Source organism: Streptomyces sp. NPDC096132, from assembly GCF_044763345.1.
Taxonomy (GTDB): domain Bacteria; phylum Actinomycetota; class Actinomycetes; order Streptomycetales; family Streptomycetaceae; genus Streptomyces.
Genome location: NZ_JBIWGA010000005.1, coordinates 353925 through 375665, shown reverse-complemented (window position 1 = coordinate 375665; position 21741 = coordinate 353925). Strand labels below are relative to the sequence as shown.

23 protein-coding genes are annotated in these 21741 nt (G+C 72.0%); 12 read left to right on the top strand and 11 right to left on the bottom strand.

From position 1 onward, the window contains the following. Positions 1–28: 28 nt before the first annotated feature. Both ACIRF9_RS14870 and ACIRF9_RS14865 read right to left on the bottom strand, forming a co-directional pair. Positions 29–241, bottom strand: a complete 213-nt coding sequence (locus tag ACIRF9_RS14870) for a hypothetical protein (protein WP_403820802.1) — start codon at positions 239–241, stop codon at positions 29–31. 248 nt (positions 242–489) lie between these two features. Then, entirely contained in the window at positions 490–1197 is a 708-nt protein-coding gene (locus tag ACIRF9_RS14865) for a PH domain-containing protein (RefSeq protein ID WP_403820799.1), read from the bottom strand. Between the two features lie 464 nt (positions 1198–1661). Here ACIRF9_RS14865 and deoC point away from each other — a divergent pair, with 464 nt between their 5' ends. The 3 genes from deoC to ACIRF9_RS14850 are packed head-to-tail and all read left to right on the top strand — an operon-like array spanning position 1662 to position 4985. After that, positions 1662–2615, top strand: a complete 954-nt coding sequence (gene deoC / locus ACIRF9_RS14860; protein ID WP_403821229.1) for a deoxyribose-phosphate aldolase — start codon at positions 1662–1664, stop codon at positions 2613–2615. Between the two features lie 5 nt (positions 2616–2620). Next, positions 2621–4057 (top strand): aldehyde dehydrogenase family protein, encoded by a 1437-nt coding sequence (locus ACIRF9_RS14855; RefSeq protein ID WP_403820796.1) that lies wholly within the window; start codon positions 2621–2623, stop codon positions 4055–4057. Then, entirely contained in the window at positions 4050–4985 is a 936-nt protein-coding gene (locus ACIRF9_RS14850; RefSeq protein WP_403820793.1) for an aldehyde dehydrogenase family protein, read from the top strand. The genes ACIRF9_RS14855 and ACIRF9_RS14850 overlap by 8 nt, the downstream gene beginning before the upstream one ends. Positions 4986–5053: 68 nt before the next feature. Here ACIRF9_RS14850 and ACIRF9_RS14845 read toward each other — a convergent pair whose 3' ends face one another. Continuing rightward, complete coding sequence (locus ACIRF9_RS14845; RefSeq protein WP_403820790.1) at positions 5054–5461, bottom strand: hypothetical protein; 408 nt, start codon at positions 5459–5461, stop codon at positions 5054–5056. A gap of 59 nt (positions 5462–5520) precedes the next feature. Here ACIRF9_RS14845 and ACIRF9_RS14840 point away from each other — a divergent pair, with 59 nt between their 5' ends. Beyond that, positions 5521–6228, top strand: coding sequence for a uridine kinase (locus tag ACIRF9_RS14840; RefSeq protein ID WP_403820787.1), 708 nt, complete (start codon positions 5521–5523; stop codon positions 6226–6228). Between the two features lie 221 nt (positions 6229–6449). On the opposite strand, the gene ACIRF9_RS14835 is transcribed toward ACIRF9_RS14840, so the two are convergent. After that, positions 6450–7193 carry a SigE family RNA polymerase sigma factor gene (locus ACIRF9_RS14835; protein ID WP_403820784.1) on the bottom strand — a complete coding sequence of 248 codons (744 nt, stop codon included), beginning with the start codon at positions 7191–7193 and terminating at the stop codon, positions 6450–6452. A gap of 387 nt (positions 7194–7580) precedes the next feature. Here ACIRF9_RS14835 and afsQ1 point away from each other — a divergent pair, with 387 nt between their 5' ends. The 5 genes from afsQ1 to ACIRF9_RS14810 all read left to right on the top strand — a co-directional run bounded on the left by afsQ1 (position 7581) and on the right by ACIRF9_RS14810 (position 11524). Beyond that, entirely contained in the window at positions 7581–8258 is a 678-nt protein-coding gene (gene afsQ1, locus ACIRF9_RS14830; RefSeq protein WP_403820781.1) for a two-component system response regulator AfsQ1, read from the top strand. After that, positions 8255–9838, top strand: a complete 1584-nt coding sequence (locus ACIRF9_RS14825; RefSeq protein ID WP_403820779.1) for a sensor histidine kinase — start codon at positions 8255–8257, stop codon at positions 9836–9838. The genes afsQ1 and ACIRF9_RS14825 overlap by 4 nt, the downstream gene beginning before the upstream one ends. Continuing rightward, entirely contained in the window at positions 9838–10446 is a 609-nt protein-coding gene (locus tag ACIRF9_RS14820) for a hypothetical protein (protein WP_403820776.1), read from the top strand. The genes ACIRF9_RS14825 and ACIRF9_RS14820 overlap by 1 nt, the downstream gene beginning before the upstream one ends. A gap of 164 nt (positions 10447–10610) precedes the next feature. Beyond that, a complete protein-coding gene (locus tag ACIRF9_RS14815) occupies positions 10611–11159 on the top strand; it encodes a VanZ family protein (protein WP_403820774.1) in 549 nt (182 codons plus the stop codon). 164 nt (positions 11160–11323) lie between these two features. Next, positions 11324–11524, top strand: a complete 201-nt coding sequence (locus ACIRF9_RS14810) for a PspC domain-containing protein (protein WP_403820771.1) — start codon at positions 11324–11326, stop codon at positions 11522–11524. Positions 11525–11601: 77 nt separating this feature from the next. On the opposite strand, the gene ACIRF9_RS14805 is transcribed toward ACIRF9_RS14810, so the two are convergent. Beyond that, on the bottom strand, positions 11602–11973 hold the full coding sequence (locus tag ACIRF9_RS14805; RefSeq protein ID WP_403820769.1) for an ATP-binding protein: 372 nt from the start codon (positions 11971–11973) through the stop codon (positions 11602–11604). A gap of 138 nt (positions 11974–12111) precedes the next feature. Continuing rightward, the gene (locus tag ACIRF9_RS14800) at positions 12112–13275 is read right to left on the bottom strand and encodes an adenosine deaminase (RefSeq protein ID WP_403820766.1); all 1164 of its coding nucleotides are present in this window, start codon (positions 13273–13275) and stop codon (positions 12112–12114) included. Between the two features lie 113 nt (positions 13276–13388). On the opposite strand from ACIRF9_RS14800, the gene ACIRF9_RS14795 reads away from it, so the two are divergent. After that, complete coding sequence (locus ACIRF9_RS14795) at positions 13389–14150, top strand: alpha/beta hydrolase (protein ID WP_403820764.1); 762 nt, start codon at positions 13389–13391, stop codon at positions 14148–14150. Positions 14151–14259: 109 nt separating this feature from the next. Here the strand turns inward: ACIRF9_RS14795 and ACIRF9_RS14790 are convergent, their stop codons facing one another. Next, positions 14260–15222, bottom strand: a complete 963-nt coding sequence (locus tag ACIRF9_RS14790; RefSeq protein ID WP_403820762.1) for a LysR substrate-binding domain-containing protein — start codon at positions 15220–15222, stop codon at positions 14260–14262. A gap of 63 nt (positions 15223–15285) precedes the next feature. Between ACIRF9_RS14790 and ACIRF9_RS14785 the strand changes: the two genes are divergently transcribed. Further along, positions 15286–16566 (top strand): MFS transporter, encoded by a 1281-nt coding sequence (locus ACIRF9_RS14785; RefSeq protein ID WP_403820759.1) that lies wholly within the window; start codon positions 15286–15288, stop codon positions 16564–16566. 59 nt (positions 16567–16625) lie between these two features. Here ACIRF9_RS14785 and ACIRF9_RS14780 read toward each other — a convergent pair whose 3' ends face one another. Together ACIRF9_RS14780 and ACIRF9_RS14775 are read right to left on the bottom strand one after the other, a co-directional pair. Next, positions 16626–17525: an RNA polymerase sigma-70 factor gene (locus ACIRF9_RS14780; RefSeq protein WP_403820757.1), complete on the bottom strand. Its 900-nt coding sequence runs from the start codon at positions 17523–17525 to the stop codon at positions 16626–16628. 53 nt (positions 17526–17578) lie between these two features. Then, the gene (locus ACIRF9_RS14775; RefSeq protein WP_403820755.1) at positions 17579–18847 is read right to left on the bottom strand and encodes an NAD(P)/FAD-dependent oxidoreductase; all 1269 of its coding nucleotides are present in this window, start codon (positions 18845–18847) and stop codon (positions 17579–17581) included. A 267-nt stretch (positions 18848–19114) separates the two neighbouring features. Here ACIRF9_RS14775 and ACIRF9_RS14770 point away from each other — a divergent pair, with 267 nt between their 5' ends. Beyond that, positions 19115–20140, top strand: a complete 1026-nt coding sequence (locus ACIRF9_RS14770) for a sigma-70 family RNA polymerase sigma factor (protein ID WP_403820752.1) — start codon at positions 19115–19117, stop codon at positions 20138–20140. Here ACIRF9_RS14770 and ACIRF9_RS14765 read toward each other — a convergent pair. Beyond that, a complete protein-coding gene (locus tag ACIRF9_RS14765) occupies positions 20024–20410 on the bottom strand; it encodes an STAS domain-containing protein (RefSeq protein WP_403820749.1) in 387 nt (128 codons plus the stop codon). The genes ACIRF9_RS14770 and ACIRF9_RS14765 overlap by 117 nt on opposite strands. Before the next feature lie 20 nt (positions 20411–20430). Then, positions 20431–21708 (bottom strand): thymidine phosphorylase, encoded by a 1278-nt coding sequence (locus ACIRF9_RS14760; protein ID WP_403820746.1) that lies wholly within the window; start codon positions 21706–21708, stop codon positions 20431–20433. Positions 21709–21741: the final 33 nt, after the last annotated feature.

Genomic DNA, 21741 nt, shown 5'->3' with positions numbered 1-21741 from the left:
CAGGTCAGGTCAGGTCAGGGGAGGTCGGTCAGGGCAGGAAGAGCACCGCCGCCACCCCGACCATCCCGATGACGACCCCGAGCGGCCACAGCGCACGCCCCCGCTGCCGCACGTCGCTCACGCCGGCCGGCCGCAGCTCCGGGTCCCGCCACATCGCCTCGATCTCGGCGGCCGTCCGCTCGTACGGATGGGTCAGGCCCAGCCTGCGCTCCAGCCAGGGCCTCCGGCCCCGCCGCCCCACAACCCGACCCACCCCACGGCCGACCCAACCCCCGGCACAACGGCCACATCACGCCACGACCACCGGCCCCGCCGCCCCACAACCCGACCCACCCCACAGCCGACCCAACCCCCAGCACACCGGCCACATCACGCCACGGCAGCCATCGGCCCCCGCCACGCCACAACCGACTCACGCCCACGGGCCCGCCACGCCAGAACCCCGCCCCACGTCACGGCCGGCCGAACCCCCTGCACCAACACCCCCCCTCACCCCACGGCCAGCAGAATCCCCAACACAACCACCCCCGCGACCGCCGGCCCCAGGATCTCCCAGGCCCACCGCACGGTCACCTCTCCCTGCGCGCTCTCCGCCTTCTCGCGCTCCTCCCACACGCCCCGCATCTCGTCCATGACCCGGTCGGACGCGGCCCGCACGGGCCCGGCCGGCGCCGGTCCGGGCGAGCTGTCGAAGCCTCCGAGGCCGCTGAGTCCGGCCCGGCCGCCCCGGCCACCCCCACGTCCCTCACGCGGAGCGCTCCGCTCCGCCGCCGCCCGGGCCTCCCGCCGGGCCGCCGACTTGCGTGCCCGCAGCGACACCGGGACGGCCCACAGCTGGTACTTCTTCCCCGACCGGGCGAGGACCTCGTTGGAGTACCCGGACCGCAGCGCCGCGACCTGCCCCCAGGGCAGCACGATCACCCGGAACGGGTTGCGCACCCGCAGCCGGTCCTGGCCGACGTACACGGCGGGCCGCACGGTGAAGGCGACGATCAGCGGCACCACCAGGATCAGCATCGCGAGCGCCAGCCACGGCGCGCTCCCCTCCCCCGCGACGATCGCGTCGATGCCGAGCCAGCCGACGATGGCCAGCAGCAGCACGCCGCTCGCGATACCGGCGGACGACCGGTGGACACGGTCGTCGGACTCGGATGCCGGGGGCTGCGGCGCGGAGGGCTGGTCTTCCGGGGTCGTCATGGCCCCGATTCTGCCGCAGCCCACGGCGCGGGGCCGAGCCGCCCAGGTCCCAGACCGGCCCTCGGCCCCCAAGCCGCCCAGGTCCCAGACCGACCCTCGGCCCCCAAGCCGCCCAGGTCCCAGACCAGCCCCCGGCCCCCAAGCCGCCCAGGTCCCAGACCGACCCTCGGCCCCCAAGCCGCCCAGGTCCCAGACCAGCCCCCGGCCCCCAAGCCACCCAGGTCCCAGACCGCCCCCGGCCCACAAGCCACCCAGATCCCTGACCAGCCCCCAGCCCCCAAGGTCCCGGACCAGCCCCCAGCCCCCAAGCCACCCAGGTCCCAGACCAGCCCCCAGCCCGCAAGCCGCCCGGCTTCCGGTCCAACCCCGCGCCCCTTCAGACCGGACCGGGCACCCCCGCCGGCCAAGGATCCGTCTCCGGGCTATACATCCGCTACGCGCGTAGATATGCTCGTCTGGTGACCATGCCCACCAATGCACCCACCGCAGCCCTCAAGGACGTGACCTCGTCCGACAGCACGCTGCGTCGCTTCCTCCACGGGCTGCCCGGCGTCGACGCGGTCGGCCTGGAGGCACGCGCCGCGTCGCTCGGCACCCGTTCCATCAAGACGACCGCGAAGGCGTACGCCATCGACCTCGCCATCTCGATGGTCGACCTGACGACGCTGGAAGGCGCGGACACCCCGGGCAAGGTCCGGGCGCTCGGCGCCAAGGCGGTCCGCCCCGACCCGACCGACCGCACCACGCCCACCACGGCCGCGGTCTGCGTCTACCCCGACATGGTGGCCGTCGCCAAGCAGGCCGTCGCCGGCTCCGGCGTGAAGGTCGCCTCCGTCGCCACCGCCTTCCCGGCCGGCCGCGCCGCGCTCGCGGTGAAGCTGGCGGACGTGCGTGACGCGGTCGCCGCGGGCGCCGACGAGATCGACATGGTCATCGACCGGGGGGCGTTCCTCGCGGGCGACTACCTGAAGGTGTACGACGAGATCGTCGCCGTGAGGGAGGCCAGCGGGGCGGCCCGCCTCAAGGTCATCTTCGAGACCGGTGAGCTGTCGACGTACGACAACATCCGGCGGGCGAGCTGGCTCGGCATGCTGGCGGGCGCCGACTTCATCAAGACGTCCACCGGCAAGGTCGCCGTCAACGCCACCCCCGCCAACACCCTCCTGATGCTGGAGGCCGTCCGCGACTTCCGCGCCCAGACGGGGGTACAGGTGGGTGTGAAGCCCGCCGGCGGCATCCGTACCAGCAAGGACGCGATCAAGTTCCTCGTCCTGGTCAACGAGACGGCCGGCGAGGACTGGCTGGACAACCACTGGTTCCGCTTCGGCGCCTCCTCGCTTCTGAACGACCTGCTGATGCAGCGGCAGAAGCTGGCCACCGGCCGCTACTCCGGCCCCGACTACGTGACGGTGGACTGATCACCATGGCTTCCGCATTCGAATACGCACCGGCACCCGAGTCCCGCTCGGTCGTCGACATCGCCCCCTCCTACGGGCTCTTCATCGACGGCGAGTTCGTCGACGCGGCCGACGGCAAGGTCTTCAAGACCGTCTCGCCGTCCACCGAGGAGGTCCTCTCCGAGATCGCCCAGGCGGGCGAGGCGGACGTCGACCGTGCCGTGAAGGCCGCCCGCAAGGCCTTCGAGAAGTGGTCGGCGCTGCCGGGCTCCGAGCGCGCCAAGTACCTCTTCCGCATCGCCCGGATCATCCAGGAGCGCAGCCGCGAGCTCGCCGTCCTGGAGACGCTGGACAACGGCAAGCCGATCAAGGAGACGCGCGACGCCGACCTCCCCCTGGTCGCCGCGCACTTCTTCTACTACGCGGGCTGGGCGGACAAGCTCGGCCACGCCGGGTTCGGGCCGGCCCCGAAGCCGCTGGGCGTGGCCGGCCAGGTCATCCCCTGGAACTTCCCCCTCCTGATGCTGGCGTGGAAGATCGCCCCGGCGCTCGCGACCGGCAACACGGTCGTCCTCAAGCCCGCCGAGACGACCCCGCTCTCCGCTCTCTTCTTCGCGGACGTCTGCCGCCAGGCGGGCCTCCCCAAGGGTGTCGTCAACATCCTGCCCGGCTACGGCGCCGCGGGCGCCGCGCTCGTCGCGCACCCGGACGTGAACAAGGTGGCCTTCACCGGCTCCACGGCCGTCGGCAAGGAGATCGCGAGGACGGTCGCGGGCAGCCGCAAGAAGCTCACCCTGGAGCTGGGCGGCAAGGGCGCCAACATCGTCTTCGACGACGCCCCCATCGACCAGGCCGTCGAGGGCATCGTCAACGGCATCTTCTTCAACCAGGGCCAGGTCTGCTGCGCGGGCTCCCGTCTGCTGGTCCAGGAGTCGATCGAGGACGAGCTGCTGGACTCCCTCAAGCGCAGGCTCTCCACGCTTCGCCTCGGCGACCCGCTGGACAAGAACACGGACATCGGCGCGATCAACTCCGAGGAGCAGCTCGCCCGTATCACCGGCCTCGTCGAGCAGGGCGAGGCGGAGGGCGCCGAGCGCTGGTCCCCGGCCTGCGAACTGCCCGAGGCGGGTTACTGGTTCGCCCCGACGCTCTTCACCAAGGTCACCCAGGCCCACACCGTCGCCCGCGACGAGATCTTCGGCCCGGTCCTGTCGGTTCTCACCTTCCGCACCCCGGACGAGGCCGTCGCCAAGGCCAACAACACGCCGTACGGCCTGTCGGCGGGCATCTGGACGGAGAAGGGCTCGCGCATCCTCGCGGTGGCGAACAAGCTCCGGGCCGGTGTCGTCTGGTCCAACACGTTCAACAAGTTCGACCCGACCTCGCCGTTCGGCGGCTACAAGGAGTCGGGCTTCGGCCGCGAGGGCGGCCGCCACGGCCTGGAGGCGTACCTCGATGTCTGACAAGTCCGAGAAGACCGAGCAGCCGCGCCTGAGCGTCTTCAAGACCTACAAGCTGTACGTCGGCGGGAAGTTCCCGCGTTCCGAGAGCGGCCGGGTGTACGAGGTGACGGCGAAGACATCAGCCGCTGACGCGGCGGGCAAGGGCAAATGGCTGGCCAACGCACCGCAGTCGTCCCGCAAGGACGCCCGTGACGCGGTCGTGGCCGCCCGCAAGGCGTTCGGCGGCTGGTCGGGCGCGACCGCGTACAACCGCGGCCAGGTCCTCTACCGCGTCGCCGAGATGCTGGAGGGCCGCCGCGACCAGTTCACCCGTGAAGTGGGCGAGGCCGAGGGCCTGTCGAAGTCCAAGGCCGCCGCGGTCGTGGACGCCACGATCGACCGCTGGGTCTGGTACGCGGGCTGGACGGACAAGATCGCCCAGGTCGTGGGCGGCGGGAACCCGGTCGCGGGCCCGTACTTCAACCTGTCCTCCCCGGAGCCGACGGGCGTGGTCGCGGTGCTGGCCCCGCAGGAGTCGTCCTTCCTGGGCCTGGTGTCCGTACTGGCCCCGGTGATCGCGACCGGCAACACGGCCGTGGTGATCGCCAGTGAGAAGTCCCCGCTCCCGGCCCTCTCCCTGGCCGAGGTCCTCGCCACCTCCGACGTCCCCGGCGGTGTCGTCAACGTCCTGTCCGGCCGTACGGCGGAGATCGCGGCGCCGCTCGCCGCCCACCAGGACGTCAACGCGATCGACCTGGCGGGCGCCGACGAGGTGCTGGCGAAGGAACTGGAGATCGCGGCGGCCGACAACCTGAAGCGCATCCTTCGTCCACAGCCTGTGGACGACTGGTCGGTCACTCCGGGCACGGACCGTATGACGGCCTTCCTGGAGACGAAGACGGTCTGGCACCCGACGGGTTCGCTGGGCGCGTCGGGCTCGGCGTACTGAGCGGCGCCCCGTAAGGGGCACGGGGAACTGCGCGGCCGGCCACGAACGGCCCGCGGTTCCCCGCCCGCTCAGCCCCCCAGAACCCGCGTCGCGTCCCCCAGCACGGGGATCGCCCCGATCGACGACGCCTGCGCCACCGGCCCGGTCAGCATCCGGGAGGTCAGGGGCTGGAAGTCGGCGAGCTGGGTGCCGACGCCGTTGTCGAGGGGGTCGACGCCGGTGCCCGCGAGGGGGTTGGGCTTGAGGCCGGCGATCGTGCCGGTGACGTAGGGCAGGGAGCCGAGCAGACCTTGCGCGCCGGCCTGGGGGTCGATGTCGCCCACCGAGGTGGGGCGGGTCCGCGCAACGTCGACGACCGGTTCGCCGGTCGCCGCGGCGGCGGTTCCGGCGCCCGCGCCCAGCGCCACTCCGGCGGTCGCGAGGGCGGCGAGGGCGCGCCGGCCGGTGGAGGTCTGGGGGGATGCGTGTCGGGCCATCGCTGGTGCCACCTTATGCTGCGCAAGGTAATCGGGTCGACACGAAGGGTATTTGAGGTGTGACGCGCGCTTCAAAGCCGACCCGCGGGGTCGTACGCGGCCCGACGGATGCCTCACACTGGTGTCCCGTGAGCTCCCAACCGCCCATACCCACGCGAGTCGTGCTGCTCTGCGGCCCTTCCGGCTCCGGCAAGTCCCTTCTCGCCGCCCGCTCCGGCCTGCCGGTGCTGCGGCTCGACGACTTCTACAAGGAGGGCGACGACCCGACCCTGCCGCTGGTCGCCGGGAGCTCCGACATCGACTGGGACCACCCCGACTCGTGGGACGCGGACGTGGCGGTCGCCGCCATCGTGGAACTGTGCGCGTCGGGCCGTACGGACGTGCCCGTGTACGACATCTCGCTCAGCGCCCGCACCGGCGTGGAGGCGGTCGAGGTCGGGCGCACCCCGCTGTTCATCGCGGAGGGCATCTTCGCCGCCGAGATCGTCGGGCGCTGCCGTGAGCTGGGCGTCCTGGCCGACGCGCTGTGTCTGAGCCGCGGCCCGATGACGACGTTCCGCCGCCGTTTCCTGCGCGATCTGAAGGAGGGCCGCAAGTCGGTCCCGTTCCTGCTGCGCCGGGGCTGGCGGCTGATGCGCGCGGAGCGCTCCATCGTGGCCCGGCAGACCGCGCTCGGCGCGTACGCCTGCGACCGTGACGAGGCGATGGGCCGGCTCGCGGCCGCGGCGGCGGGCCGCTGCGCGACGACCGCGCGTACGACCGCTTGAACGAGGGGTGACATGAAAAAGCGGGACTGGACGGACCCCCCGGCCCTCCAGTCCCGCTTCCCCCGTTCCCCCGTTCCCCCGTTCCCCCGTTCCACCCCCCGGTGGTGCTTCCCCTTGTTGTGCGGCACCGCTCCCCCGGACGTCCCCCGTCGGGCCCCCGGTGCCGCTCCCCCGTCACCGGCACATGGCCGGGTCCTCCCCCGTGTTTCCCCCGTTCACCTTCAGGCGACAAGCTCCCCGAAGGCGTCCTCCTCGTCACGGCCGAAGCTGAGGACCTGGTCCTCGCGCAGCCGGCGGAGCGACCGCCAGATGCTGGACTTCACCGTGCCGACACTGATGTCGAGGATCTCCGCGATCTCCGGGTCGGTGCGGCCCTCGTAGTAGCGCAGGACCAGCATCGTCCGCTGGAGTTCGGGCAGCCGGGCCAGCGCCTGCCACAGGACCGCGCGCAGCTCGGTGCCGCGCATCGCGTCCGTGTCGCCGGGCGTCTCCGGCAGCTCCTCGGTCGGGTACTCGTTCAGCTTGCGGCGGCGCCACGCGCTGATGTGCAGGTTGGTCATGGTCCGGCGCAGGTATCCGCCGACCGCGGCCTTGTCACTGATCCGGTCCCACGCCTTGTACGTCGAGAACAGCGCGCTCTGCAGCAGGTCCTCGGCCTCGAAGCGGTCGCCGGTGAGGTGGTAGGCGGTGGCGTACAGGGAGGCGCGGCGCTCCTGGACGTAGGCGGTGAACTCCGCCTCGGTCAGCGAGCGACGCTCCCCCGTGTCCTCCCTGTACGCGGCTCCCCCGTGAGCTTCCCCCGTGTGTGCGTCAACCACCGTCATGTACGTGGTGTGCTGACGCCCGGTGCCGCGAGCGCACCCCCGCCCGCTCACGACACCGGACTTCTCGGAACCCCGGTTCACGTCGTGCAGACGCGTGACGACTGCGACTGCGCTGGTGCTCTTACCGTGCAGCGTGTTCATCTCGCGCCCCCCGTCGTGGACTTCCGGTGTTTCGTTCTTTGCGTTCTTGCCTGTGCCGAAAAGACTGCCCGGGCCACTTCATCGCCGTGTCCGCCGACTGTCACAGACCTGTCACAGGGGCCTGTCCTTGCGACACCACAGATCGTTCACAGACGTCAGAGGTACGCCGGTCGGCTGCCGACACCTCCGGACGACCTCGCCGGCGCGGAGGGCCGGCTGATCCTCTCCGACCTCGCCGAACACCTCGGTCCGCGCCCCCGTGCCGGGCTCCTCGGGCAGGTCGAAACCGCAGGTACAGCGCCCGCGCCACGGAAACCGTCTCCCTGTGGCGTCCGCGGTGTGCCCCACAGGTCGAACGACAGCCCCCTCATGGGCCAGAATGAGCGCGTGCCTTCCCTGTTGCTGATCGAGGACGACGACGCCATCCGTACGGCCCTGGAGCTCTCACTGACGCGCCAGGGGCACCGTGTGGCGACCGCTGCGAGCGGTGAGGACGGTCTGAAGCTGTTGCGCGAGCAGCGGCCGGATCTGATCGTTCTGGACGTGATGCTGCCCGGCATCGACGGTTTCGAGGTGTGCCGGCGTATCCGGCGCACCGACCAGCTGCCGATCATCCTGCTCACCGCGAGGAGCGACGACATCGACGTCGTGGTCGGGCTGGAGTCCGGCGCCGACGACTATGTCGTCAAGCCCGTCCAGGGGCGGGTGCTGGACGCCCGGATCCGGGCGGTGCTGCGCCGCGGGGAGCGCGAGTCGAACGACGCGGCGGTCTTCGGCAGCCTGGTCATCGACCGCGCGGCGATGACGGTGACGAAGAACGGCGAGGATCTGCAGCTCACGCCGACCGAGCTCAGGCTGCTGCTCGAGCTGAGCCGGCGGCCGGGTCAGGCGCTGTCCCGGCAGCAGCTGCTGCGCCTGGTGTGGGAGCACGACTACCTCGGTGACTCGCGGCTCGTCGACGCCTGTGTGCAGCGGCTGCGCGCCAAGGTCGAGGACGTCCCCTCGTCCCCGACGCTGATCCGTACCGTCCGCGGGGTCGGCTACCGCCTGGACGCCCCTCAGTGACGCAAGAGCAAGGGGGGTTCCGCGGCTGGTCCGCGGTGCGCAAGGGTCATCTGTCACGGCTGCGCTTCACCAGCCTGCGGCTGCGTCTCGTCGTCGTCTTCGGGGCGGTGGCGCTGACCGCCGCCGTCTCCGCGTCCGGCATCGCCTACTGGCTCAACCGCGAGGCCGTGCTCGACCGTACCCAGAGCGCGGTGCTGCGGGACTTCGAGCAGGAGATGCAGAACCGGGCGGGCGCGCTGCCCGAGCATCCGACGCAGGACGAGCTGCAGCACACCGCCGGGCAGATGGCCAACAGCAGCCAGCGCTTCAGCGTGCTGCTGGTCGGCGAGGACGCGAACGGCAGGACCGTGTACGGCAACTCCGGCGGACTCAGCGGCTTCTCGCTGGAGGACGTGCCCGAGTCGCTGCGTACGGCGGTGAACAAGAAGCAGGACGTCAGCGGCGGCAACAAGTCGCCGTACCACCTCTACTGGCAGCGGGTCGTGGACCACGGCACGCCGTATCTGGTGGCCGGGACGAAGGTGCTCGGCGGCGGACCGACCGGCTACATGCGCAAGTCGCTGGAGCCGGAGGCGGACGACCTCAACTCGCTCGCCTGGTCGCTGGGCATCGCCACCGGTCTCGCGCTGATCGGCGCCGCGCTGCTCGCGCAGGCCGCCGCCACGACCGTGCTGAAGCCGGTGCACCGGCTGGGTGTGGCCGCGCGGCGGCTCGGCGAGGGCCGGTTCGACACCCGGCTGCGGGTGTCCGGGACGGACGAACTCGCCGATCTGTCACGGACGTTCAACCGGGCGGCGGAGTCCCTGGAGAAGCGGGTCGCCGACATGGCCGCGCGGGACGACGCCTCGCGGCGGTTCGTCGCCGACATGTCGCACGAGCTGCGCACCCCGCTGACCGCCATCACCGCCGTAACGGAGGTACTGGAGGAGGAGCTGGACGCCGAGTCGGGCAGCATCGACCCGATGATCGAGCCCGCCGTCCGGCTGGTGGTCAGCGAGACCCGGCGGCTCAACGACCTCGTCGAGAACCTGATGGAGGTCACCCGCTTCGACGCCGGTACGGCGCGGCTGGTCCTGGACAACGTCGACGTCGCCGACCAGATCACCTTCTGCATCGACGCGCGCGCGTGGCTGGACGCGGTCGATCTGGACGCCGAGCGCGGCATCCACGCCCGCCTCGACCCGCGCCGCCTGGACGTGATCCTCGCCAACCTCATCGGCAACGCGCTCAAGCACGGCGGTTCCCCGGTGCGGGTGTCGGTGCGCGAGTCGGCCGAGGACGTCGTCATCGACGTACGCGACCACGGGCCGGGCATCCCCGAGGAGGTGCTGCCGCACGTCTTCGACCGGTTCTACAAGGCGAGCGCCTCCCGGCCGCGCTCCGACGGCAGTGGACTCGGCCTGTCCATCGCCCTGGAGAACGCCCACATCCACGGCGGCGAGATCACCGCCGCCAACTCCCCCGAGGGCGGCGCGGTGTTCACGCTGCGGCTGCCGCGGGACGCGTCGGAACTGGTGGACCCGGGGGGACAGCGGGCGCAGGACGCGCAGGCCGGGAAGGACAACAAGGGGGACGCCTGATGAACGTACGCCGTCTGCTCGCGCTTCCTCTCCTCGCCGGTCTGCTCACCGGCTGCGGGATCCGGGCCACCGAGGTGCCGACCGACTTCGGGCCCGCGCCGTCCCGGGTGCGCTGCTCGCTCTCCGAGCCGGACGTGACGGCGCAGTCCGCGCGCGCGGGGGTGCCGGTGCAGGTGTTCCTGCTGTGCGGCTCGTCGCTGGTGGCCGTCGACCGCTCGGTGCGGGTGCCGGACGGGGCGGTGGACTCCGAGCGGCGCGTGGTGGTGGCGCAGGGCCTGCTCGACGAGCTCGCCGAGTCTCCGTCGGCGGCCGAGAAGGAGGCCGGGTACACCACCGACGTGCGCGGCGGGATGACGGTGAGCGGGCCGGGCGCGAAGGACCCGGACGACGCGCTGCGGCTGAGCGTGCCACCGGGGAACCTGACCTCGTACGCGCTGGCCCAACTGGTGTGCACCTTCTCCGACTCGGCGGCGGCCGAGGGCGACGGCTCGGTCGTCCTGGGCGGCCCCGGCTCCGGCCCGCTGCGCCGCTACGAGTGCACGGACGAGGTCCGCTCCCGTCCGGGCAGCACCGAACCCCCCTCGTCGGAGGTCACGGACGGCGGGTGACGGGCCGCGGGTGTGGTGGACGCCTCATGCCGCGGCCCCGGGGTGTAGTCGTCGCAGGTCATCGTCCGGCGGCGGGACGGTGGTGAGGCGTGTCGCCGGTGGCTCGTGACAGTGCCGGGCGGGGAGCCGGAACCGATCGTGCCGAGGGGTGCGTCTAGGGGGTCGTGCAGCGTCAAGGCTCCATCGGCGGCAGCGCCGCGATCCGTCTCCGTGCGACCGGGGTTGTCCTCCTGGTCGCACACCTCGTGTTCGTGGCCTGGGTCACGCTGCGCCCCCGGGACGTCCCCTGGGTGATGCCCACGAATCTGCACCCCTTCGCCGGGATCCGCGCCGACCTGAGGCTGGGCTGGCCCGAGGCGGCCCGGCGGATCGGCGAGGGGCTGGCGCTGCTCGCCCCGCTGGGCGTCCTGCTGCCGCTGGTGCACGGACGGCTCCGTGTCTCACCCGCGGCCTCCCTGATCCGTACGGTCGCGGCGGGCGCCCTGTTGTCGCTGGGGATCGAGTTGCTGCAGACCGGGGTGCCCGGTCAGGTCGCGGACGTCGACTCGCTGCTGCTGAACACCGCGGGTGTGGCCCTCGCGCACGCCGCGGTGGTGCCGGCGGCCCGGGTGTGGCTGCGCCGCAGGAGCGAGCGGCGGGTGCGGGCGGCCGTCCCGGAGGAAGCGTCTCAGGGGCGGACCCCGAGGATTCCCAGGGTCGGGATCGCCCCGTAGATAGAGGAATCTCGGGGTCGGGATGGCTCCGGAGAGTGACGCTTCGTCCCCTTCGTCTCCGTAGCGTTGATGGCAGACGGGGCAGCCGCAGGGGCCGCCCCGCTCCCCCACTCTCGACTTCGTTCGAGCGGGAGGGAGCCCCCTCGCTCACGAAGGAGCCGCAGATGTCCAGCCTCGCCCGCCCCACCAACGACCGCATGATCGGCGGAGTGTGCGCCGCGCTGGCCCGCCGCTTCGGCACCTCCGCGACGACGATGCGCGTGATCTTCCTGGTCTCCTGCCTGCTGCCCGGCCCGCAGTTCCTGCTCTACATAGCGCTGTGGATCCTGTTCCCGTCGGAGGACAAGGCGCGCGCGGCCTGGTGACCCACTCCCGCACCAACGCCGTTGGGGCGCGCCCGGTCCTCCGGGTGCGCCCCAACGGCGTCGCGGCTGCGGGAGGTTCAGCCGATCGGCAGCCCGTTCACCGGCAGGCCGTGCGTGGGCAGGCCCTGGCCGACCGGCAGACCGCCGAGCAGTCCGGCGACCGGCTTGGTCGGCCCCTGGACGAGCGCCTGCTCGACGGCCGGCTGCGCGGCGGCGAGGCCCGCGGCGAGCGCCGGCTGGGCCTGAGACAGCTGGGCCTGCTCCAGGGACTTGCCGGCACCCGGCAGCGCCTTGGTGACGTTCTCCAAGGGCAGGGCCTTGGTGACCGTGTCCAGCGCCTGCGGGGTGTCCTGGACGGCGGGGGCGGCGTTGGCGGCGCCCGCGCCGACGGCGGCGATGGCGGCACCGAGGGCGGCGACGCCGAGGGTCTTGGCGGCAGACTGCTTCATGATAAATGCGTCCTCGAATGGGATACGGGAACCGATCGGTCCCCGACCGTAAACACGGAAAGGGGGAGGCCGCAAACATCGAAATGCGGACGGATTGTGAACGCCCGTCCGCGTTCCGCACCCCGCACGAGCCCGCGATCAGCCCTCCGTGTCCACGGAACCGCTGGTGGAGGACGTCTGCTGGAACAGCCATTCGGACTTCAGCTCGGCATAACCGGGCTTGATCACGTCATTGATCATGGCCAGTCGTTCATCGAAAGGAATGAATGCTGACTTCATAGCATTGACCGAGAACCATTGTAGATCGTCGAGCGTGTAGCCGAATGCGTCGACAAGGTGCTCGAATTCCCGGCTCATGCTGGTGCCGGACATCAGACGGTTGTCGGTGTTGACCGTGGCCCGGAAGTGCAGTCGCCTGAGGAGACCGATGGGGTGCTCGGCATAGGAGGCGGCCGCGCCGGTCTGGAGGTTGGAACTGGGGCACATCTCCAGCGGGATGCGCTTGTCGCGGACGTAGGAGGCGAGCCGGCCCAGCGTCACCGTGCCGTCCTCGCCGACCTCGATGTCGTCGATGATGCGCACCCCGTGCCCGAGCCGGTCGGCGCCGCACCACTGCAGGGCCTGCCAGATGGACGGCAGCCCGAAGGCCTCGCCGGCGTGGATGGTGAAGTGGTTGTTCTCCCGCTTCAGATACTCGAAGGCGTCGAGGTGCCGGGTGGGCGGGAAGCCGGCCTCCGCGCCCGCGATGTCGAAGCCGACGACCCCGAGATCCCGGTAGCGGTTGGCGAGTTCGGCGATCTCCAGGGAGCGGGCGGCGTGCCGCATCGCGGTGAGCAGGGCGCCGACGCGGATGCGGTGGCCGTTCTGACGGGCCGTCCGCTCACCTTGCCGGAAGCCCTCGTTGACGGCCTCGACGACCTCCTCGAGGCTCAGCCCGGCGTCGAGGTGCTGCTCGGGGGCGTACCGCACCTCGGCATAGACGACACCGTCCTCGGCGAGGTCCTCGGCGCACTCCCGGGCGACCCGCACGAGCGCGTCCCGGGTCTGCATCACACCGACGGTGTGCGAGAAGGTCTCCAAGTACCGTTCCAGGGACCCGGAGTCGGCGGCTTCCCGGAACCAGATGCCGAGCTTGTCGGCGTCGCTCTCGGGAAGTTGGGCATACCCGGTCTCCCGGGCGAGGTCGACGATCGTGCCGGGGCGCAGCCCGCCGTCGAGATGGTCGTGCAGCAGAACCTTGGGCGCCCGCCGGATCTGGTCCGAGCTCGGGGTGATGCCCGCCTGGATGCTCTGGCTCGTCATTTTCGCACTCTAACTCCTACGCGCGTAGAACGCCCGTTGCGCACCCCCGCCGATACGCAATGGTGACCGCACGGACGGGTGGAGTACACCACCACTTCTGACACTGTTCTGTCGTGACACACCAAACGACACCGGTGAGAACGGCCCGGCTGGGGAGGCCGTTCGGCGCGGAGCCGACGGCGGTGAGCGGGGTGGTGCTGCTGCTCCCCGGTGGTGAGGAGGTCTCCGACCGCAGACCGTCCCCGATGTGGGCGACCGCCTCCGTGCGCGGGCTCGGGCGAAGACTCGCGCGCGCGGGCCGGGCGGAAGGGCTCGCCACTCATGTCGTCCACTACCGCTACCGCGGGTGGAACGGCAGCGCGGCGCATCTCGCCGCGGACGCGGCCTGGGCCGCCGACGAGATCGTACGGCGGTACGGGGACGTTCCCGTGTGCCTCGCCGGTGTCGGCATGGGTGGGCGGGCGGCGCTGCGGGCGGGGGGTCACGAGGCCGTCACCTCCGTACTGGCGCTGGCCCCCTGGCTGCCGCAGGAGGATGTGGCCGCGCCACCCGAACCGGTGAAGCAGTTGGTGGGACGGCGCGTGATGGTGGTGCACGGCACGCATGACGACCGGAGTGATCCGGAGTTGTCGTTCCGGCTCGCGGCGCGGGCGAAGAAGGCGAATCGGGATGTGTGCCGGTTCGAGGTGCATGCCGATGGACATGGGTTGCACCAGTACCGGGATGAAGTGCTGGCGTTGGCGGAGGACTTTGTGATGGGGGTGTTGTTCGGGAGGGGGTTTTCCCGGCCTGTCGAGGATGCGCTGGCTGCTCCGCCGCCGTTGGGGTTGCGGATGCCGTTGGCTGCGGGGTTCGGTTCTTCTTGGCGCCGGTGAGGTGGGGGGTGTTGCGGATCGTTGCGGGGTGCGGGTTCGTCGTGGCTGGTCGCGCCCACGCGGCGGAGCCGCATATCGATACAGCCCCGCGCCCCTGGGGTTGCTGCCCTTAGGTCGGCAGCAAGTTGCCCCTTCTTGACAGTAGGAACTTCTTGAAGGCTGCCACCGGTGGGGTGTCCGGGTGGCCGTCCAGCCATGCGACGCCGATCTCGCGGACGGCCCTCGGGGCAGTGACCGTCAGTTCCACCACGCCCGGGCGGGCCACTGCCGGTGGAGGGAGCAGGGCCACGCCCAGGCCCGCCGCGACCAGGCCCCGCAGGGTCTCCGCCTCCTCGCCCTCGAAGGCGACGCGGGGCTTGAAGCCGGCCTCCTTGCACAGGTCGTCGGTGATGCGGCGCAGGCCGTAGCCGGGTTCGAGGGTGACGAAGGTTTCGTCGGAGGCCTCGGCCAGGCGGACTCGTCTGCGGCCCGCCAGGCGGTGGTCGGAGGGTACGACCAGGCGGAGTTTCTGTTCGTCGAGGCGGCGGGCGACGAGGTCCGGGGCGTCCGGGACGGGGGAGGTGAGGCACAGGTCCAGTTCACCCGCCCGCAGACGTTCGATCATCGCCTCGCCGTAGTTCTGGACGAGGCTGAAGCGGACGCGGGGGTGGTCGGCGCGGAAGGCGTGGATCAGGCCGGGGACGGTCTCGGCGCCCATGGTGTGCAGGAAGCCGAACGCGACCTTGCCGGTGGCCGCGTCGGCGTCGGCGCGGACCTCGTCGGCGGCGCGTTCGATCTCCGCGAGGGCGCGTTCCACCGAGGCGAGGAAGGTACGGCCGGCGGGAGTCAGGGAGACCGTGCGGCCTCTGCGGGCGAACAAATCGACGCCCAGGTCCTGTTCGAGGCGGACCATCGCCCGGGAGAGGGTCGACTGCGGGACCTGCATCTCCTGGGCGGCGCGGGTGACGTGCTCGGTACGGGCGACTCCCGCGAAGTACGCGAGCCTCGGGGCCAGCAACCTCGACATGTCAGTCATGTCTTCTGTGTCACTGGACGGTGACAGGTGAGCCTGTGACCTCTGCTGATGCACCATGGGAACGATTATGACGAGTCCGTGCATTGGACGGATGACGGGGACCGTACGTAGCTTCGAGGCATGTCTCCCGCCAGTACCGGGGCGTCCACGATCGTGGGCGCCGTCACGTCCGTCCCCTCCTCCTCCGACACCGTCGACTCGCGCATGGCCCCCGGTGGGCCCGGCTACCGCCGGATGAGCTTCGCGCTCTTCCTCGCCGGTGTGGCGACCTTCGCCCTGCTGTACTCCACGCAGGCGCTGCTGCCGCTGATCTCCGGTGACTTCGGGGTGGCGGCGAGCGAGGCGAGCTGGACGGTGGCGGCGGCGACCGGTGGGCTGGCGCTGTTCGTGCTGCCGATGAGCGCCCTGTCGGAACGCTACGGGCGTCGTACGGTCATGACCGCCTCGCTGGCGGTCGCGGTGACCGTCGGGCTGCTGGTCCCCTTCGCGCCGTCGCTCGGCGCGCTGGTGGTGCTGCGGGCGGTGCAGGGCGCGGCCCTGGCCGGGCTGCCGGCGTCGGCGACCGCGTATCTGGCGGAGGAGGTCCGGCCCAAGGCGCTGGTGACGGCGATCGGGCTGTTCGTGGCGGGCAACAGCGTCGGCGGGATGAGCGGCCGGGTCATCACCGGGTGGGTCGCGCAGGAGTGGGGCTGGCGGGTCGCCGTCGCGGTGATCGGCGTGCTGGCCGTGGGCTGCGCGATCGCCTTCCGGCTGCTGCTGCCGGCGCCGAAGCACTTCAGCTCGGGTTCGCTGCGGCCCCGCGTCCTGGCCCGCACGGTCCGCGACCACCTCGCCAACCCGCTGCTGTGCCGGCTGTACGCGATCGGCGCGCTGTTCATGACCGTCTTCGGCGGTGTGTACACGGTCATCGGCTACCGGCTGACGGAGGCGCCGTTCTCGCTGCCGCAGGGCGTCGTCGGCTCGATCTTCCTGGTGTACCTGGTCGGTACGGCGTCGGCGTCGACGGCCGGCCGTCTGGTGGGCCGGCTCGGGCGGCGCGGGGCGCTGTACCTGGCGGGCGGTACGACGGCGGCGGGTCTGCTGCTGTCCCTGGCGGACTCGCTGGCGCTGGTCCTGCTGGGTCTGGTGCTGATCACGGCGGGCTTCTTCGCGGGGCACGCGGTGGCGTCCTCGGCGGTCAGCAAGACGGCGACCACCGGGCGCGCCCAGGCCTCCGCCCTCTACCAGTCGGCCTACTACATCGGCTCCAGCGCCGGCTCCACCGTCGGCGCGACGGCCTTCCACTCCGGTGGCTGGGCCGGCACGGTCGGCGTGGGTGTCCTGGCGGTGCTCGGTGTCGTGACGATCACCGTGTTCGGGACGCGGGCGGCCCGCCGGGAGACCCTCGTCGCCGCGCACTGAACGCGGATGAGGCCGGAAGCGGTGCCCGGCCGGCCGTCGGCCGGCCGGGCACCGGTGTCTCAGCGCAGGGTGAGCGGGGTCTCGGCGGCGACGCGGGTCAGTTTCTCCGGGTTGCGGACGTAGTACATGCCGGTGATGCGGCCGTCCTCGAGGCGGGCCGCCAGGACGCCGTCGATCTCGCCGTCCAGGAGCAGGACGAGGGCCGGGTTGCCGTTGACGACGGTCGGGACGCTGGTGAGCGTGACCGCCGGGTGCCTGGTGGAGTATCCGAGGATGAAGCGGGCCACCTTGTCGGCGCCGACGACCGGCCGCCGGGCGGCCTGCTTGATGCCGCCGCCGTCGCTCAGCAGGACGACCTCGGGGGCGAGCACGTCGAGGAGGCCCTGCATGTCCCCGGTCTCGAGCGCGCGCTGGAACGACTCCAGGGCCGCCCGGGTCTCGCCCGGGGAGACCACCTCGCGAGGGCGCCGGGCGTCGACGTGTTGGCGGGCGCGGCGCGCGATCTGGCGAACGGTGTCGGGACGCTTGTCGACGGCGGCCGCGATCTCGTCGTAGCCGATCTCGAAGACCTCGCGCAGCACGAAGACGGCGCGTTCGGTGGGCGACAGGGTCTCCAGGACGAGCATCAGCGCCATCGACACGCTCTCGGCGAGCTCGACGTCCTCGGCCACGTCCGGGGTGGTGAGCAGGGGCTCGGGCAGCCAGGGGCCGACGTAGGCCTCCTTGCGGCGGGCCAGGGTGCGCAGCCGGTTGAGGGACTGCCGGGTCGTGATCCGGACCAGGTAGGCGCGCGGGTCGCGCACCTGCCCCAGGTCGGCCTCGACCCACCGCAGCCAGGTCTCCTGGAGGACGTCCTCGGCGTCGGCCGCCGATCCGAGCATCTCGTAGGCGACGGTGAAGAGCAGGTTGCGGTGGGCGACGAAGGTCTCGGTCGCCGCGTCGGTGGTCTGGTCACTCATGGTCTTTCCCTCTCCTTCGCGGGCGGCCGTGACACCGCCCGCGCCCCGATCGGTCAGGCCACCTGCTCAGCGGTGGCCGGCGTCTTGCCGTGCTCGGCCTGCTTGCCTTGCCCGGCCTGCTTCGCCTGCCCGGCCTGCTTCGCCTGCTCGGCCTGCTCGGCCTGCAGCAGCTGCCGGCGCTTGGCGCCGCCCGAGACGCGGTGCAGGCCGTACGAGCCGGGCTTGCGTGCCTCGCCGGCGATGTGCTTGACGATGCCGCTGCACACCAACTCCTTGAGCCGCGCGCCGGGGTGACCGCCGATGTGGAAGCCCACCGCGACGTCGTACCGGTGGGCGAACTGGAAGATGCCGGCGCGTCGGCCCAGGCTGATGCACTGCCCGGCGAAGACCTGGTTGAGCGGCGCGGGCCGCTCGCCCGCGATCCGGGCCAGCACAGTGTCGGCGGCCCGCGCGCCCAGCGGTATCGCGGCCTGGCAGCTCATCCGCAGCGGCAGGTTCGAGGGCGCCGCCGAGTCCCCGGCCGCGACGACGCGTTCGTCGTCCACGCTGGTCAGGGTCTCGTCGGTGAGCAGGCGGCCCAGGGCGTCGGTGCTCAGTCCGCTGCGCGCGGCCAGGTCCGGCACGCCGAAGCCCGCGGTCCAGACGGTCACCGCGCTCGGCAGTTCGCGGCCGCCGCCGAGCCGCACGGTGTCGCGGGTCACGGCCGTCACCTTCGTGTCGGGGCCGTCGAGCACGGTCACACCGAGCCCGGCCAGCCGCTTGGCGACCGAGCGGCGCCCCCGCGGGTGCAGGTACGGGCCGAGCGCCCCGCCGCAGACCAGGGTCACCCGGCGGCCCTGCTCCGCCAGCTCGGCGGCGGTCTCGATGCCGGTCGGACCGGCTCCGACGACCGTCACGGCGGCCTTCGCGGGCGTGGCGTCGAGGACCGGGCGCAGCCGCTGCGCGTCCTCGAGGGTGGCGATCGGGTGGGCGAACTCGGCCGCTCCGGGCACGCCCGGGTCGGCGCTGCCGCTTCCGACGGCGTAGACCAGGTAGTCGTAGCCGACCGTGCCGCCCGTCGCCAGAGTCACGCGGCGCTCGGCCGCGTCGATCCGGCTCACGGTGTCGACCACCAGGCCGGCGCCCTCGGCCAGGACCTCCCGGTAGTCGAGGACCGCCTCGTCGGTCCCGCCGACCAGCTGGTGCAGACGGATGCGGTGGACGAAGGACGGGCGCGGGTTGATCAGGGTCACGGTCACGTCGTCGCGCCGCGTCAGACGGTTGGCCGCCATGACTCCGGCGTATCCGCCGCCGATCACGACCACCTCGGTGTTCCCGGTCATGGTGTCTCTCCTTCGCTCGCTGCTTGACGTCCGCCCTCAAGACACCGGACGCCCGCCCGATGTGACATACGTGACGCGGATCACTTCGCGGGTGAGGGTCCGACCGGCGGGCGGCGGGGCCGGATGTCCTCCCGATCTCCTCCCGATCAGCGCCCTGACCTGCTCCTTTGCCGACTCGGCAGGCCATTGTCAGTGGGCTGCGGTAGCTTCCGAAGTGCTGGGCGCAAAGGCGCGTGACAGGACGGCCACAGGGGTGGGTGGGCGAGGATGAGTGACGGTACGGCGGGCACGGCGACGGCCGAGGACCTCGACGTCCGGCTGGAGAAGCACCGGGTCGAGCTGACCGGTTACTGCTATCGCATGCTGGGCTCCTCCTTCGAGGCCGAGGACGCGGTGCAGGACACGCTGGTGCGGGCCTGGCGCAGCTACGAGAAGTTCGAGGGCCGCTCCAGTCTGCGTTCGTGGCTGTACCGGATCGCGACGAACGTCTGCCTGGACATGCTGACGGCGGGCAACAAGAGGGCGCGGCCGATGGACCTCTCCGAGTCGACGCCGCTCGCCCAGGCGGCCCTCTCCCCCCGCCCCGACCACACCTGGCTGGAGCCGATGCCCGACGCGCGCGTGCTGCCGACGGTGGAGGACCCTGCGGAGGCGGCGGTCGCCAAGGAGTCGGTGCGGCTGGCGTTCATGGCCGCGCTGCAGCAGCTGCCGGCGAAGCAACGGGCGGTGCTGATCCTGCGCGAGGTGCTGGCGTGGAAGGCGAGCGAGGTCGCCGAGCTGCTCGGCACCTCGGTGGCGTCGGTCAACAGCGCGCTGCAGCGGGCGCGGGCCACGCTGGCCGAGCGGGACCGGGCGGGCGCGGACGCGGCCGTGTCCGACCCGTTGGACGAGGAGCAGCAGAAGCTGCTGGAGCGCTATGTGGCGGCCTTCGAGGGCTACGACATGACGGCGCTGACGGCCTTGCTGCACGAGGACGCCATCATGACGATGCCGCCGTTCGACCTGTGGCTGACGGGCCACGACGACATCACGGGCTTCATGACGACCCTCGGCTCGGCCTGCGAGGGCTCCCGCCTGCTGCCGGTGAAGGTGAACGGCCTGCCGGGGTTCGCCCAGTACAAGCCGGACCCGGAGGCGGGCGGGTTCACCCCGTGGGCGATCCAGGTCCTCGAGATCTCAGACGGCCGCCTCACCGGGTTCCACTTCTACCTCGACACCAAGCGGTGGTTCCCGCTCTTCGGCCTCCCCCTCCACCTCGACGGGCAGCCCGACGAGGCGGAGCAGGGCGCGTAGGGCGGGGTCGGGGGCGCGCAGCCGGATCCGTCCCCCGGCTCGCCGGGCGGCGAGCTGGAGGCGGGCCAGCAGGTCCACGGCGGCCAGCCCCGGCGGCCCGAGCCCGGCCACGTCACAGACGACGACCCCGGTGCCGTCGGTCTCCAGCAGGGCCCGTACGGCGTCGGCGAGCCCTGCCACCTGCTCTCGGGTGACAGGGCCGGCCAGGGCGAGTACGGGGGGTGCGTCGGGGTCCACGTGCGGTAGACCCGCGCGCGGGCCCCAACTCATCGGAGGCGGGGAAACGCAGGTCAGGCGATGCGTTCCAGCACGACCGGCGACGCGGTGAAGAGGGTGCCGGGGGCGCCGACGTCGTAGGACCCGGCCACCGCCTCGAGGGCGTACTCGAAGCGCTCGGGGGTGTCGGTGTGGAGGGTGAGCAGGGGCTGGCCCTCGGTCACCGTGTCGCCCGGCTTGGCGTGCAGCTCCACGCCGGCGCCCGCCTGCACCGGGTCCTCCTTGCGGGCGCGGCCCGCGCCGAGGCGCCAGGCGGCGATGCCGATGTCGTAGGCGTCGAGGCGGGTGAGGACGCCCGAGGCCGGGGCCTTCACCACATGCTGCTCGCGGGCCGTCGGCAGCTCCGCGTCCGGGTCGCCGCCCTGGGCCGCGATCATGCGGCGCCAGACGTCCATCGCCGAGCCGTCGGCCAGCGCCTTCGCCGGGTCCGCGTCCTTCACGCCGGCCGCGTCGAGCATCTCGCGGGCGAGCGCGATCGTCAGCTCCACGACGTCCGCCGGGCCGCCGCCGGCCAGGACCTCGACCGACTCGCGGACCTCCAGGGCGTTGCCGGCCGTGAGGCCCAGCGGCGTGGACATGTCCGTCAGCAGCGCGACCGTCTTCACACCGTGGTCGGTGCCCAGGCCCACCATCGTGGAGGCCAGCTCCCGGGCGTCCTCGATGGTCTTCATGAAGGCGCCGGTGCCGACCTTCACGTCCAGGACGAGGGAGCCGGTGCCCTCGGCGATCTTCTTCGACATGATCGAGGAGGCGATGAGCGGGATCGCCTCGACCGTGCCGGTCACGTCCCGCAGGGCGTACAGCTTCTTGTCCGCCGGGGCCAGGCCGTCGCCCGCCGCGCAGATCACCGCGCCGGTGGTGTCCAGGACGTGCAGCATCTCGTCGTTGGAGAGCAGGGCCCGCCAGCCCGGGATGGACTCCAGCTTGTCGAGGGTGCCGCCGGTGTGGCCGAGGCCGCGGCCGGAGAGCTGCGGGACGGCGGCGCCGCAGGCCGCCACCAGGGGGGCCAGCGGGAGGGTGATCTTGTCGCCGACGCCACCGGTGGAGTGCTTGTCGGCCGTCGGGCGGGACAGGGACGAGAAGTCCATGCGCTCGCCGGAGGCGATCATCGCGGCCGTCCAGCGGGCGATCTCGCGCCGGTTCATGCCGTTGAGCAGGATGGCCATCGCGAGCGACGACATCTGCTCGTCGGCGACCTCGCCGCGGGTGTACGCGTCGATGACCCAGTCGATCTGCGCGTCGCTGAGCTCGCCGCGGTCCCGCTTGGTGCGGATGACGGAGATGGCGTCCATGGCCATGGCTTTCCTTCCGGTGGTGCGGGTGGT